Origin of the sequence: Dactylosporangium sucinum (assembly GCF_014647515.1) — a bacterium.
Taxonomy (GTDB): Bacteria; Actinomycetota; Actinomycetes; order Mycobacteriales; family Micromonosporaceae; genus Dactylosporangium; species Dactylosporangium sucinum.
This window is the reverse complement of the sequence record NZ_BMPI01000053.1, coordinates 65,920-80,008: the sequence shown is the minus strand read 5'-3', so window position 1 is coordinate 80,008 and position 14,089 is coordinate 65,920. Positions and strand designations below refer to the sequence as shown.

The window sequence follows — 14,089 nt, the reverse complement described above, 5'->3', positions numbered from 1 at the left end:
CCCCCGCGACCCCCCACCGCGACCCGCCCCCGCGACCCCCCACCGCGACCCGCCCCCGCGACCCCCCACCGCAGCCCGCTCTCATTGATCGATGGAGAGATCTGGCTGTCATGGCGACCAGAACGCTCCATCGATCACGGGCGTGGGGGCTCGACCGGCCGCGGTGGGAGTTCTCGGGTCAGCCGGCGAGCAGGGTGCGGAGCCGGGCGGCCTGGGTCTCCCAGCGCCACTCGGACTCGACCCAGGCCCGGCCGGCGGCACCCATGCGGGAGGCCAGGAACGGATCGGTGAGCAGGTTCGTGAGCCGCTCGGCGACGGCGTGGACGTCGCGGCCGTTGACGACGTACCCGGTCTCGCCCTCGCGGACCGCGTCGGGGGCTCCGCCGGAGTCGCCGGCGACCACCGGCAGCCCGGTCGCGGAGGCCTCCAGGTAGACGATCCCGAGCCCCTCGACGTCGAGCCCGCGCCGCCGGGTCCGGCACGGCATGGCAAAGACGTCCCCGGCCGCGTAGTGCGCGGGCAGCTCGGCCCACGAGACCGACCCGGTGAACACGACGTGCCGCTGCAGCCCCGTCTCGAGGACGAGCCGCTCGAGCCGCTTCCGGTCCGGCCCGCCACTGACGATCAGCAGCGTGGCGTCGGGCACCGTGCGGTGCACGCGCTGGAGCGCCCGGATGAGCACGTCCTGCCCCTTGCGCGGCACCAGCCGGGACACGCAGACGATCACGGGAACCGAGCTCAGCCCGTGCCGCTCCCGCACCACGCTCCCGTCCACCGACGGCGAGTACGCATCGACGTCCACGCCGGGCGCCAGCCGCTCCAGGGTCGTCACCCCGTCGAGCACGCGAGCGAGCCGCACCCGGGTGTACTCCCCCAGGTACGTCACGACGTCCGCCCCCCGCCCGATCCGCCGCAACAGCCCCCGCGCCCCGGGCAACGCCGCCCACCCGACCTCGTGCCCATGGGTGAGCGCCACCGCCCGCCGGATCCCGCCCCGCCGCCGCAGGCCGTCGGCCAGCAGCCCGAGCGGCGCCGCGGCCCCGAACATGACGGTGTCACACTCGTGCGCCCGCGCCAGCTCGGCCGCCCGCCGCGCCACGGACGGCGTGGGCAGCAACATCCCGGTGTTCTCCCGCACCACCTCGAACGGCTGCTCAGCGTCGAACTTCTCGGAGCCCTTCCAGGTGGAGGCATAGACGACGACCTCGCCATGCGGCTGCCGCACGGCAAGGTTGTGCACGAACTGCTGGATCCCCCCGGGCCGAGGCGGAAAGTCATTGGTCACGAGCAGCGTTCTCATCGCCTAGGCCGCCCGCACACCCGACGCCACCGAGGCCAGGCAGGATGCCGCGCCCCACCGCACGGCCGCAGTCCGACTCTGCGTCGTCGGCCAGACCTCCACCGTTCGCCCTGCCCCCAACCGCATCGGCTTCTCGGGCCGCACAGTCACCGCACACCGCACAGTCACCGCGCACCGCGCAGTCACCGCGGGCCGCGCAGTCACCGCGGGCCGGGTCGTCCTCGCCCGCCGCGGCGCCGTCCCCAGCGCCGTCGTCGCATGCCGCGCCGCCCTCATCCCCTACCCTGCCTCAACGCTCGCCGCGGGCATAGGCGCGCGCGGCGGCCATCCGCTCGACCGCAGTCGGGTGCGAGCCGAACAGGAACTGCTCCACCGGATTGGGGTCCGGGTCGCCGAGGTTGACCAGGGACAGCCGCGACTGCATCGCCTCGAAGCCGGCCGGGTCGCCGGTCAGCTCCAGGGCGTGCTGGTCGGCCCGGGCCTCGACGCGCCGCGACACGAACGACTGGAGCGGGCCGGCGAACAGCCCGGCCACGGCCGCTATCGCGAGCAGCAGCGCGACGGCCCGCGGCTCGGCGATGGAGTCGACGCGGGCCAGGCGTAAGAGCCCGGGCCAGGACCCCAGCAGGTACAGCGCGCAGACCGCCGCCGCGGCGCCCAGCGCCCCGAGCAGCGTTCCGGTGAACACGTCGTTGTCCTTGGCGTGGCCGAGCTCGTGGGCGACGACCGACTCGACCTCGGCCGGCGGCGCCTCCTTGAGCAGCGTGTCGTAGACGACGATCCGCCGGGTCGGGCCGAACCCCGACACGTAGGCGTTGACCGCTCGTGTCCGGCGGGAGGCGTCGGCGATGAGCACGTCGCGGACGGGCACGCCGTCGCGCTCGGCCATCGCCATGAGCCGGGTGCGCTGCTCGCCCTCCGGCATCGGGGTGAACTTGTTGAAGATGGGCTCGACGAGCACCGGGAACACGAACGTGAGCAGCACGGTGAGGGCCGCCGCACCGGCCGCGCCCCACGCCCACCACCAGCGGGGGGCGAAGTGGGTGATGGTGAAGAAGCCGACGAGCACGATGGCGCCGATGACGGCGCCGACCGCGTAGCCCTTGAGGACGTCGACGGTCCACGCCCCCCAGTCCTGCGTGGACAACCCGTAGCGCCGCAGGATGGACTGGCGCCAGGCGGCGATCGGCAGGGCGACCACCTCGCCGACGAACACCACGGCCAGGCCGCCGAGCAGGGCGCGGCCCAGCCAGTGGCCGTTGAACGGGCGGCCGGCCTGCTCGACGATCCACGCCCCGGCCGGGGTGAGGCCGAGCAGCAGGGCGACGACCAGGCCGAGCGCCATCGAGAGATACATGGGAGGGCGCAGCGCGCCGCGGAACTCGCGTCCCTTGGCGACCGCGTCGGCCGGCAGCGTCGCGAGGGCGTCCAGCTGGTCGGCCCGCGGCGCGGGCGGCGCCGTCAACGGCACCCGCAGCAGCGCGACTGCGGCCGCGGCGACGACGAGCACGACCAGGGAGGCCGCGGCCCACTGCCGAGAGGTCATCGCGCTAGCTTATGCGGCCCGCCGGCGGCGGGGCCGCTCCGGTGCGTCACCGGAGCCGGTCTCGACGTGGGTGGGCTCCAGCACGGTGACCTCGAAGCCGGCCAGCTCGAACACCTCGATGGCCCGGACCTCGGCCGCGCCGAGCTGGTGGATCGCCGGTGGGGTGTCGAGCAGCAGGGTCACCACGCATCCGCCGCAGGCGGTGCCGCGCACCGAGCAGCTGTCGCAGTCGACGAGCATCGCTCCTCCTCCGCATGTCGGGGCAACACACACGGTAGAGGTGGGGTACGACAAAAACGGATATCCGCAGGTCAGGAGCGTGACAGGCGGCGCAGGAGGGTGTCGGACGCGAGCGGATACGCACCGTGGCGGCGCACCCCGTCGGCGACCTCCTTGTCGGAGGAGATCACGACGATCGGCCGGCCCGCCGGCTCGGCCCGGACCAGGCGCCGGATCAGCTCGTCGGCGGTCTCGCCCTTGCGCGAGAAGAGCACGCGGACGCCGCGCGGCGCCGGCGGCAGCCCGTGCACCCGCTCGGCGCCGTCGAACACCACCGTGACCTCGGCCCTGGTCTGCGCCGCCAGCCCGCCGACGCCCGTGATCAGCCGGTTGCGCTGCTGCTCCAGGGAGATCTCGGCGTACCCCTTCTTCGTCACGTTGTAGCCGTCGACGATCAGGTGCGCCTTCGGCAGGCCCAGCAGCTGGTCGAGGCGGGCCGGGTCGTCGGCGTCGAGCGCGCGGGCGGCGGTGCCCGGGGCGTTCTCCGGCCGGTCGGCGGCGGCTTCGGCCACGAAGTCGGCGGGCAGCTTGTCGGTCGGGTCGAGGGCCAGCTCGCGGCGCAGGCCGACGGCCGCCTGGCCGATCGTCTCCAGCAGCAGCCAGAGCCGGGCGTCGTCGACCGCGCGGGCGTCCTTGGCGCTCTGCCGCTGGGCGCCGGCCGCCGTCTCGGCCTCGGCCAGCTTGGCGCGCAGGCGGCGCAGCTCGGCGTCGTGGTCGGCGGCGGTGCGGGCGGCCCGCCCCTTCTCGGCCGACAGCATGTCGGTGGACTTGCGCTCGCGGGCCTGGGTCTCGCGCAGCGTCTTGCCGAGCGAGCGCACCTCCTCGCGCAGCCCGGCGGCCTCGTCCCGCAGCCGGGCCAGCTCGTCGCGCAGCTTGTCGGCCTCGACGCGGGCCACCGCCCGGTCGTGCTCGGCGCGGGCGAGCCGCTGCTCGACGTCGCGGATCCGGTCGGCGGCCACGGCGTTCTCGGCATCCGCCCGGACCGCCTCGGTGGCGTCGGCGATCAGCGAGCGCCAGCCGTCGGGCCGGGCCAGGTAGGCCAGCGCGGCGACCTCGACCGGGTCGGCGGCGGCGGGCGCCACCCCCTCCAGGATCGAGGCGCCCAGGTCGCCGGCGTCGTTGACCACCCGGGTGGCCAGCCGCTGCCGCAACAGGGGGTCGCCGGCCAGCTGCATCGCGATGACCGGTCCGCCCAGGCGGGCGCGGCGGTTGGGCGCGAACTTCGCCACCCGGCGCAACGGCATGGGGAGCTCATCCAGCGGTACCCCGGTGATGGCCCCGGCGGCGAGCGCGATCACGCGCTGGCGGACGGCCTCGGGAAGGACGGGCTCGAGCTGATCGTCCACGGGCTGTGCAGACGTCACCGCGGCCTCGGTGGTGAGGTCGTCGGGGGCGTCGTGCATGGACATCACTCCAGTGTCGCATTGTCGACCAGATTCGCCCTGGATGGAGTCGGAGACGGCCGCCTTCCCTCGAACGGCTAAAAGCTGACATATCCTGGTTTAGCCCTATTGAGTGACCGGCGGGGGAGGCACAGAAATGGCCGTTCCGGTGCCCCACAACGAAGCCGAGCGGGTCGGCGCCCTGCGCGCGATGGCCGTCCTCGACACGCCACCCGAGACCGATTTCGACGACATCGTCCGTATCGCCAGCGAGCTCTGCGGCGCACCGATCTCGCTGGTCACGCTGGTCGACACCGAGCGGCAGTGGTTCAAGGCCAAGGTCGGGGACGTCGCCGGCACGGAGACGCCCCGCGAGGTGGCGTTCTGCGCCCACGCGATCATGGGACGCGACCTCATGGTGGTGCCCGACGCGACCGCCGACGCGCGGTTCGCCGACAACCCGTTCGTGCGCGGCGACGACGGCATCCGGTTCTACGCCGGTGCCCCGCTGCTGACCAGCGGCGGCGCAGCGCTCGGCACGCTGTGCGTGGTCGACCATGCGCCGCACCGGCTCAACCTCGACCAGATGCGTGGCCTGCGGGCCCTCGCCCACCAGGTCACCGAGCTGCTGGAGCTGCGGCGCCTGGTCGTCACCGACGAGCTCGACGGCATCCCCGAGCCGCGCTCGGTCGACCTGGCCTACCTGACCGAGGCGCGGATCCGCGAGCTGCGGGGCATCGCCGACGCGCGCAACATCGCGATCACGCTCGCGATCAAGGACGAGGCCTCGGTACACGCGGATCCCGCGAAGCTGTCGCGAGCGCTGGACTATGTGGTCTTCACCGCGCTGAAGACGGCACCCGCGGGCGGCCGGGTCGCCGTGCGGGTGCTCGGCGCGCCGTCCCCGACCATCGAGATCGCCCACGCCGGCGGCTCGATCCCGCCGGAGTGGCAGGCGGACCTGGCCGGCCATCGCGCGGCCGACGAGCCCGTGCCGCGTGCCGTCGCGGACATCCTGCGAGCTCACGGCGCCACAGTGGCCTCGACGTCGGCCATCGTCGGCTCGCCGGACGTGCGGTTCGAGCTGCGGTTCCCGTCCCACTGAGGCATTCGCGGCGGACCGGGCGCGCCGCGCCTGCCGGAAATTGTCAGACCCCGTGCGTAGTGTGCGGCCGTGCCCGACTACCACCAGGAAACGCTCGATGCCCTGTTCGACGATCCGCGTGCCGCGACGCTGTTCTCGAGCACGTTCGTCGTCGTCGACCTGGAGACCACGGGCGGCGCACCGGACGGCGGCGGCATCACCGAGATCGGTGCCGTCAAGGTCCGCGGCGGCGAGGTGCTGGGCGAGTTCGGCACGCTGGTCAACCCCGAGGAGCAGCTGCCCGCGTTCATCACGGTGCTGACCGGCATCACCGAGGTGATGCTGCTGGAGGCGCCGAAGATCGACACGGTCCTGCCCGCGTTCCTGGAGTTCGCCGCCGGCGCGGTCTGGGTGGCCCACAACGCGCCCTACGACGTCGGCTTCCTCAAGGCCGCCTGCGCCAAGCACGGCTACGCGTGGCCCAAGCCGCTCGTGCTCGACACCGCCGCCATCGCCCGGCGCGCGCTCATCGCCGACGAGGTGCCCAACCACAAGCTCTCGACGCTGGCCCGGCACTTCCGCGCGGCCACCCAGCCGGTCCACCGCGCCCTCGACGACGCGCGGGCCACCGTCGACGTGCTGCACGGCCTGTTCGCCCGGCTGGGCAGCCTCAAGGTGCACACGGTCGGCGACGTCCTGGAGTTCGTGAAGGCGGTCAGCCCCGCCCAGCGCCGCAAGCGGCACCTCGCCGACGGGCTGCCCGACAAGCCCGGGGTCTACGTGTTCCGGGGCCACAAGGACCGCCCGCTGTATATCGGGACGAGCTCGTCGATCGCCACGCGCGTGCGCAGCTATTTCACCGCGGCGGAGAAGCGGGCCCGCATCGACGAGATGCTCAACGCGGCCGAGCGGGTGGAGGCGATCCCGTGCGCGCACTCGCTGGAGGCCGAGGTCCGGGAGCTGCGGCTGATCGCGACGCACAAGCCGCCGTACAACCGGCGGTCGAAGTTCCCCGAGCGCGTCCTGTGGCTCAAGCTCACGCGGGAGGCCTATCCGCGACTGTCCATCGTCCGCGAGCTGCAGGACGACGGCGCCGCCTACCTGGGGCCGTTCCCCTCGCGGCGGGGCGCCGAGCTGGCCGCCGCGGGGGTGTATGACGCGCTGCCCATCCGCCAGTGCACCCACAAGCTCTCGCTGCGCACCACCACGCCCGCGTGCGCGCTCGCCGAGCTGGGCCGCTGCCCGGCGCCGTGCGAGCACCGCATCTCGGCCGACGACTACGAGTCGGCGGCCGCCGGCCCGTTCCGCACCGCGACGGTCGGCGACCCCGGCCCGGTCGTGCGCGGCCTGCTCGCCCGCATCGAGGTCCTCGCCGCCGCCGAGCGGTTCGAGGACGCGGCCACGATCCGCTCGCGGATGGTGGCGTTCCTGCGCACGGCGGTTCGCATGCAGCGATTGGCCTCCCTGACGGCGTTACCCGAGCTCATCGCCGCCCGCCCGGCCGCGTCCGGCGGCTGGGAGCTCGCCGTCGTGCGACACGGCCGACTCGCCGCCGCGGGCGTGTCACCCCCGAGGGTGCATCCACAGCCGACGCTGGATGTGGTGCTCGCCACAGCCGAGACCGTGCGTCCCGGCCCCGGCCCGACGCCCCGCGCCTCGCCCGAGGAGACCGAGCGCATCCTCGCCTGGCTCGAGCGCCCGGAAACGCGGCTGGTCAAGGCCGACGTGGGCTGGGCGTCACCGGCCACCGGCGCCGGTCGCTGGCGCCCGTTCCTGACCCGCGCCGAGGCTGCCGCCACGGTTCATTTCGATCTGGACGGGTAGGTATATCGGACGTTCGCACATACTCAAATGGCCGATCGGATACGGCAGAGCAAACTAGGCTGGAACCTACCCAAACTGAGGCCCGAGTGGCCCGTCGGTGAGGAGGTGCCGCATGGAGCCCGGTCTGCACCAGTCCGGCGCGCCCTTGGATGCTGGCCCCTCCATGGCCCACAGCGAGTTCATGGTGGACCCACAGGCGCCGGACGGCAACCCCACGGAGTCATCAAGTTTTCCGGCGACAGGATTCTCGCCCGCCACACCGCTGACGGCCACCGGATTTGCCCAGCCCACGCCGTCTTCCCCGCCCGGGACGGCAGCGGCGGCGTCCGCTTACCCTCCCGGCCCCGCGATGGCGACGCCCGCGTCCGGGCCGGAGGTCCGGGTCGCGGCCGGTGACCGCTCCGCCGCACCCGCTGGGACCGAGCGCGGGCCGGCAGCCCCGAGCACGGACGGCCGAGGCGCCTCGAACGGCACGGCGGCCAGCGGCAAAACCGGCGGCACAACCGGAAGCAGCCCGGGCACCAACGGTGCGGCCGGGGCGATGGCGGGTGACGCGCGGCAGTTGCTGGAGGCCGTCGCGGCGCCGGAGGCGTTGAGCCCGAGCAGCGCGGCTCCGCCGGGCCGGAGCGCGTCCGTCACGGGCAGGCCGGCCCCGCCAGGGATCGGCACAACAGCATTGGGATCGGCCGGACTGGGAACGTCCGGCCTCGGTACGTCGGGAGTCAGCACGTCGGGACTCGGCACGGCCGGGTTCGGTGGTGCCCCGCTCGGTGCGCCGGTGCACGGGCCCGGGGACGGTGGGTTCGCCGGGACGGGGAGTTCGCCGCCGCTCGGCGCAGGAGCGATCGGGAGCGCTCGGCGCGGGGCCGAGGACGGTGGGGCGGCGGAGGACGGCAGTGCGCGGCCCGGGTCCGGCACGAGCGCCGCACCGGGGACCGGAGTGCCGGGAAGTTCGGCGCCGTTGGGGTCGCGGGCGTTGGGGTCCAAGGGGTTGGGGTCCAGGGGGTTGGGGTCCAAGGCGATCGGCTCCTCGGAGGCCGGCGCGTTGGGGGGCTCGGGGCCTGGGCCGTCGGCGCTCGGGGTCGGGCATCTAAGTTCCTCCCCGCTCGGGTCGGGGATGTTGCGGGCGGAGGCGGTCGGGGCCGACGGGCTCGGGGCCGAGTCGCGGCGGGCCGGGGAGATGTTCCTCGGGCCGCGGGGGTTGCCCACCGCGGCGATCAATGTGCCGGACGCACCGGCTCGGCGGCATCGGATCGCGCCCGCTGACGAAGCAACGCCCAGCCGCGAAGCAACGCCCAGCCGGGACGCAGAGCCCAGCCGGGACGCAGAGCCCAGCCCCGAAGCGAAGCCCAGCCGCGAAGCAGCACTCAGCCGCGACGCAACGCAACGCAGCCACGGAACACACGGCCGCGAGCACACGCAACGTCGCGAGGCGACGCGCGACAACGGGCGCGAGGGTGCCGCGGTGCCGGCCGAGCGGGCCGTGCCCGACGCCGAGCGGGATCAGGAGCCGGCCGGCGGTGACGGGGCCCAGGGCGAGCACCGGAAGCAGCGGCCGACCAACGAGCGAGTAGCCGAGCGGCGGCGCGGGACCGAGTGGCCGTCCAACGACCGCGGTGTCGCGGGGAGAGCCAAGGCCGACCGCCGGGCCGAGGACGACGAGGGCGGACCCGCGCAGCCGCAGCGCCAACCAGAGGCCCCGGCAGAACCAGCGCAGCGACGCACGGAGACCCCAGAGCAACCGGCGCAGCGCCGCACAGAGGCCCCAGAGCAACCAGCGCAGCGCCGCACGGAGGCTGCGGAGGACCAGGCGCAGCGCCGCGACGAAGCCGCCGGGCCCGGGGAAGGGCAGGCGCACGCGGCCTCGGCGCAGCAGGTGCTCGGCGGGGCCGGTGGCAAGGGGAAGGTCCAGCGCAAGAAGGTGCTGCCGCGGGCCAAGCTGCGGGAGCCCGAGGACGACCGGTTCGCCACGCCTCGGCGGCTGTTGACGGCGCCGCCCACTGACGACTCGCCCGCGGTGCCGCCGCCGCCCAGCTACTCCGCGCTCGCCGGTGGGGCCGTGCCCGGGGATCCCACCTCGACCTACTCTGCCATCATCGGCGCGCGGCTGCGGGCCATCTTCCCCTGGCAGTCCAGCGAAGATGCCATGTCGCCCATCCTGCGGGCCCACCGCCAGATTCACCCCACCGCCGACGTGGCCCTGTTGCGGCGGGCCTACGCGACCGCGGAGCAGATGCACCGCGGGCAGATGCGCAAGAGCGGCGAGCCGTTCATCACGCACCCGCTGGAGGTCACCGAGATCCTCGCGGACCTCGGGATGGACACCACGACGCTGGTGGCGGCGCTGCTGCACGACACCGTCGAGGACACCGACTACACGCTCGGGGCGCTGGAGCGCGACTTCGGCGGGGAGGTCGCGCTGCTCGTCGACGGCGTGACCAAGTTCGACAAGATGTTCTACGGCGCCGACGCCGAGGCCGAGACGATCCGCAAGATGATCGTGGCGGCCGGGCGGGACGTGCGGGTGCTGGTGATCAAGCTCGCCGACCGGCTGCACAACATGCGCACGCTGGACGCGCGGTCCCGGTCCTCGCAGGTGCGGATCGCGTCGGCGACCCGCGAGGTGCTCATCCCGCTCTGCGAGCGGCTCGGCATCCAGGCGCTCAAGCGCGAGTTGGAGGACTGGGTCCTGCGGGCGATCAGCCCCAGCGGGTATTCGCTGATCTCCGACTACGTCGAGCAGCGGGTCGGCTGGGACGGGTACCTCGACAAGGTCATCTCGGCGATGACCGGCGACCTGCGCCGGTTCGGCCTCGACGCCACGGTGTCGCCGCGCCCCCGGCACCTGTACTCGATCTGGAAGGACACGGTCGACGGCGACTACGTCGAGCCGCACGACCTGCCGCGCGTGGTCATCATCGTCGACGGGCCGGACACCGACTGCTACGCGGCCCTGGGCGCCGTGCACGGCAAGTGGCGGCCGGTCCCGGGACGGTTCAAGGACTTCATCGCCACGCCGAAGCACAACAACTACAAGTCGCTGCACACGACGGTGCTCGGGCCGGAGGGCCGCTCGCTCGAGGTCCTCATCCGCACCGTCGAGATGCACCAGGCGGCCGAGTACGGCATCGTGGCGAACTTCCGCTACCCGCTCGCCGCCGCCCGGTTCGGCCCCGCGACCAAGGCCGAGCAGCTCGACTGGCTGCGCCGCCTGCTCGACTGGGAGGCCGCCGCGTCGGACCCGTCGCAGTTCATCGCCTCGCTGCGCTGCGACCTCGCCGAGGACCAGATCCTGGTGCTCACGGCGGGCGGCGGGCGGCCGGTCCTGCTGCCGGCGGAGGCGACCCCGGTCGACCTCGCGTACATCCTGGGCGCCGACGTCGGCAACCGATGTATCGGCGCGCGGGTGAACGGGCGGCTGAGCGCGGTGTCCTCGCCGCTCGCCGACGGCGACTCGGTGGAGATCATCACGCGGGCCGGCGGGCGCGACGACTTCGACGCCGACGCGCCGGCGCGCGGGCCGTCGCCGGAGTGGCTGGAGTTCGTGAAGACGCCGCACGCCCGGCTGCACATCAGCCGGTGGTTCGAGGCGCACGAGGCACCCGCCATCACGGTGGCCAACAAGGTACGGCTGGGGCGGCTCGCGATCGGTCTCGCGCTGCGCCAGCAGGGCCGGGGCCTGGCCAGCGACCTGCCGCTGGTGCGCCTCGCGACCCGGCTCGGCTACCCCGACCTGGAGACGCTCCTGGTCGCCGTCGCCGACCACGCACGGACGGCCGAGGACGTCGTGGCGGAGTTGATCGCCCTCGTCGACCAGAGCCCGCGGTAGGCGGCTAGCCTCTCGGGGATGAAGAGTCGGCTGCGCGCGTTCGCGTATCGGACGTTCTATCGCCTTCCCGGCCGCTGGAAGCGCCGGATCGTGCGCACGTTCCAGCCGACGTACACGATCGGCTCCGTCATCCTGGTCCGCGACCCGGAGGCGACGAGCATCCTGCTCCTGCGTCAGCCGCCCGGCGCCGGCTGGTCGCTGCCGGCCGGCCTGATGGACCGCGGCGAGACCCCGGTCCAGACCGCGGCCCGCGAGCTGGCCGAGGAGACCGGCATCAAGCTCCCGACCGAGCGGTTCCGCGCGGCGAACCCGAACGCGGTGGTGCACACCCGCGGCCAGTGGGTCGACATGGTGTTCGAGACCGAGGTGGAGCCCGCGGACAGCTACACCGTCGACGCCGCCGAGGTCCTGGAGGCCGCCTGGCACCGGCTCGACACCCTGCCGCCGCTGACCGTCTCGACGTCGCGGCTGCTCGCCCACTACGGCATCGGCCCGTACAAGGACTACCCCGAGGTACTCAACAAGTGACCGAGGTCTGCGCGGTCATCCTGGCCGCCGGTGAGGGCCGCCGCCTGCGCCCGTTGACCGAACTGGTACCGAAGGCGCTGTGCCCCGTCGGCAACGTCCCCCTGCTGGACCGCGCGATCGAACGGGTCAACGCGCTGGGCCTCACCGGCCCACGGCGGTTGGCGGTCAACGCGTCCTACCTCGGCGAGCAGGTCGTCGCGCACGCCGGCGACCGCGCGCACCTGTCGGTCGAGCCGGAGCCGATCGGCACCGCGGGCGGCCTGGGCAACCTCCGGGACTGGGTCGCCGGGCGGGCCGTGCTGGCCGGCAACGCCGACGCCTACCTGGCCGACCCGGACCGCGCGCCGGGAGCGGACATCGCGGCCCTGCTGGACGACTGGGACGGCCACACGGTCCGGCTGCTCGGCGTCCCCGGCCCGCCGAAGGAGTTCGGCACGCACCGGTTCGCGGGGTTCACGCTGATCCCGTGGGAGTACGTGGCCCGGTTGACCGCCGAACCGGCGGACCTGGTCCGCACCACGTGGCGGCCGGCCGAGCGGGAGGGCCGCCTGGAGGTGGTCGAGTACCGGGGGACCTACCTGGACACCGGCACCCCGGCGCACTACCTGCGGGCCAACCTGCACGCGGTACACGATCGGAATGCGGTCGCGGAAGCAGCGATCGTCAATGGCCGCATCAACCAGGCGGTCATCGGACGCGGAGCGGTCGTCGACGGGAACGTCACCCGAGGCGTCGTGTGGCCCGGCGGGGTGGTGGCCGCGGGCGAAACGCTGACCGACGCGATCCGGGTCGGCCGCGACCTCACCGTGCCTGCCCACTAGCATGGCCGATGTCCACATGCTGGAAGGAGCGCCCCAGGTGATCACCGCGATCGTCCTCATCGACTGCGCGACCGACTCGATCCCCGAGGTGGCCGAGAACATCGCCAACCTCGACGGGGTCAGCGAGGTGTACTCCGTCGCCGGCAACACCGATCTCATCGCCATGGTGCGCGTCCGGCAGTACGAGGAGATCGCCGAGGTGATCGCCAACCGGATCTCGAAGGTGCCGGGCGTGGTGGACACCGACACCCACATCGCCTTCCGCGCCTACTCGAAGCACGACCTGGAGGAGGCGTTCGCGATCGGCCTGCCCGACGCGGACTAATTTCCCCGGAAATGCGGGCCGCGGCCGAGAACGCTTCGCCCGCAGCCGTTGCGGCGCCGCAAGAAGGTCGCGTTTACCCTGGTTAGGGCGTCGGGAGTGCGGCAAATCGCATCGAAAGCGCGGTTCGCAGCAGGTACCCTCGCGGCCATGAGGATCGGCATCGTAGGGGCCACCGGGCAGGTCGGCAGCGTCATGCGCCACATCCTGGCCGAGCGGCAGTTCCCCGTGGACGAGTTGCGTCTGTTCGCGTCCGCCCGCTCCGCCGGGCGGCCCATCGACTGGCAGGACGGGCAGGTCACGGTGGAGGACGCGGCGACCGCGGACTACACCGGGCTGGACATCGTGCTGTTCTCCGCGGGCAAGGGCACGTCCAAGGAACTCGCCCCGAAGGTGGCCGCCGACGGGGCCGTCGTCATCGACAACTCCTCCGCCTGGCGCATGGATCCGGATGTGCCGCTGGTGGTCGCCGAGGTCAACCCGCACGCCGCCGCCAACCGGCCGAAGGGCATCATCGCCAACCCCAACTGCACCACCATGGCGGCCATGCCGGTGCTGCGGCCGCTGCACGAGGAGGCCCAGCTGGTCGCCCTCGTCACCGCCACGTACCAGGCGGTCTCCGGTGCCGGCCTGGCCGGCGTCGCCGAGCTCGACGAGCAGGTCCGCAAGGTCGCCGACGGCGCCGCGGCGCTCGCCTTCGACGGCTCGGCCGTGGAGTTCCCGGAGCCGAAGAAGTTCGCCGCCCCGATCGCGTTCAACGTGCTGCCGCTGGCCGGCTCCATCGTCGACGACGGCTCGTTCGAGACCGACGAGGAGCAGAAGCTGCGCAACGAGAGCCGCAAGATCCTCGAGATCCCGGACCTGCGCGTGTCGGGCACCTGCGTGCGCGTGCCCGTGTACACCGGCCACTCACTGTCGATCAACGCCCGGTTCGCCCGCCCGATCTCGGTCGAGCGCGCCCGCGAGCTGCTCGGCGTCGCGCCCGGCGTGGTGCTGACCGACGTGCCGACCCCGCTGCAGGCGGCGGGCGCCGACCCGTCGTACGTCGGCCGGATCCGCGTCGACGAAACGGTCGAGCACGGCCTGAGCCTCTTCGTCTCCAACGACAACCTGCGCAAGGGCGCCGCCCTGAACGCGGTCCAGATCGCCGAGCTCCTCGCCGCGTAACCCTTCT

Annotated in this window: 11 protein-coding genes; 7 read left to right on the top strand and 4 right to left on the bottom strand. The window is 73.4% G+C overall.

Annotated elements, in window-relative coordinates:
• Positions 1–178: 178 nt before the first annotated feature.
• From IEZ31_RS39805 to IEZ31_RS39790, 4 genes are all read right to left on the bottom strand, one after another.
• Positions 179–1,300: a glycosyltransferase family 4 protein gene (locus tag IEZ31_RS39805; RefSeq protein ID WP_190255283.1), complete on the bottom strand. Its 1,122-nt coding sequence runs from the start codon at positions 1,298–1,300 to the stop codon at positions 179–181.
• 289 nt (positions 1,301–1,589) lie between these two features.
• A complete protein-coding gene (locus tag IEZ31_RS39800; RefSeq protein ID WP_190255282.1) occupies positions 1,590–2,846 on the bottom strand; it encodes a M48 family metallopeptidase in 1,257 nt (418 codons plus the stop codon).
• 9 nt (positions 2,847–2,855) lie between these two features.
• Entirely contained in the window at positions 2,856–3,086 is a 231-nt protein-coding gene (locus tag IEZ31_RS39795; RefSeq protein ID WP_190255281.1) for a hypothetical protein, read from the bottom strand.
• A 71-nt stretch (positions 3,087–3,157) separates the two neighbouring features.
• Positions 3,158–4,534 carry an NYN domain-containing protein gene (locus tag IEZ31_RS39790; protein ID WP_190255280.1) on the bottom strand — a complete coding sequence of 459 codons (1,377 nt, stop codon included), beginning with the start codon at positions 4,532–4,534 and terminating at the stop codon, positions 3,158–3,160.
• A 130-nt stretch (positions 4,535–4,664) separates the two neighbouring features.
• On the opposite strand from IEZ31_RS39790, the gene IEZ31_RS39785 reads away from it, so the two are divergent.
• The 7 genes from IEZ31_RS39785 to IEZ31_RS39755 all read left to right on the top strand — a co-directional run bounded on the left by IEZ31_RS39785 (position 4,665) and on the right by IEZ31_RS39755 (position 14,082).
• Positions 4,665–5,612, top strand: coding sequence for a GAF domain-containing sensor histidine kinase (locus IEZ31_RS39785; protein ID WP_190255279.1), 948 nt, complete (start codon positions 4,665–4,667; stop codon positions 5,610–5,612).
• A gap of 69 nt (positions 5,613–5,681) precedes the next feature.
• The gene (locus tag IEZ31_RS39780) at positions 5,682–7,415 is read left to right on the top strand and encodes a DEDD exonuclease domain-containing protein (protein ID WP_190255278.1); all 1,734 of its coding nucleotides are present in this window, start codon (positions 5,682–5,684) and stop codon (positions 7,413–7,415) included.
• Positions 7,416–9,432: 2,017 nt separating this feature from the next.
• A complete protein-coding gene (locus tag IEZ31_RS39775; protein ID WP_373294759.1) occupies positions 9,433–11,244 on the top strand; it encodes a RelA/SpoT family protein in 1,812 nt (603 codons plus the stop codon).
• A gap of 18 nt (positions 11,245–11,262) precedes the next feature.
• The gene (locus IEZ31_RS39770) at positions 11,263–11,772 is read left to right on the top strand and encodes an NUDIX hydrolase (RefSeq protein WP_190255277.1); all 510 of its coding nucleotides are present in this window, start codon (positions 11,263–11,265) and stop codon (positions 11,770–11,772) included.
• Entirely contained in the window at positions 11,769–12,593 is an 825-nt protein-coding gene (locus IEZ31_RS39765; RefSeq protein WP_190255276.1) for a nucleotidyltransferase family protein, read from the top strand. The genes IEZ31_RS39770 and IEZ31_RS39765 overlap by 4 nt, the downstream gene beginning before the upstream one ends.
• 37 nt (positions 12,594–12,630) lie before the next feature.
• On the top strand, positions 12,631–12,918 hold the full coding sequence (locus IEZ31_RS39760; protein WP_190255275.1) for an Lrp/AsnC family transcriptional regulator: 288 nt from the start codon (positions 12,631–12,633) through the stop codon (positions 12,916–12,918).
• 147 nt (positions 12,919–13,065) lie between these two features.
• The gene (locus IEZ31_RS39755) at positions 13,066–14,082 is read left to right on the top strand and encodes an aspartate-semialdehyde dehydrogenase (protein ID WP_190255274.1); all 1,017 of its coding nucleotides are present in this window, start codon (positions 13,066–13,068) and stop codon (positions 14,080–14,082) included.
• Positions 14,083–14,089: the final 7 nt, after the last annotated feature.

Excerpts from the sequence above, each read along its gene's own strand:
- IEZ31_RS39785 (WP_190255279.1), top strand. The coding sequence starts at position 4,665 with ATGGCCGTTCCGGTGCCCCACAACGAAGCCGAGCGGGTCGGCGCCCTG.
- IEZ31_RS39770 (WP_190255277.1), top strand. The coding sequence starts at position 11,263 with ATGAAGAGTCGGCTGCGCGCGTTCGCGTATCGGACGTTCTATCGCCTT.
- IEZ31_RS39795 (WP_190255281.1), bottom strand. The coding sequence starts at position 3,086 with ATGCTCGTCGACTGCGACAGCTGCTCGGTGCGCGGCACCGCCTGCGGC.
- IEZ31_RS39790 (WP_190255280.1), bottom strand. The coding sequence starts at position 4,534 with ATGTCCATGCACGACGCCCCCGACGACCTCACCACCGAGGCCGCGGTG.
- IEZ31_RS39755 (WP_190255274.1), top strand. The coding sequence starts at position 13,066 with ATGAGGATCGGCATCGTAGGGGCCACCGGGCAGGTCGGCAGCGTCATG.
- IEZ31_RS39800 (WP_190255282.1), bottom strand. The coding sequence starts at position 2,846 with ATGACCTCTCGGCAGTGGGCCGCGGCCTCCCTGGTCGTGCTCGTCGTC.
- IEZ31_RS39805 (WP_190255283.1), bottom strand. The coding sequence starts at position 1,300 with ATGAGAACGCTGCTCGTGACCAATGACTTTCCGCCTCGGCCCGGGGGG.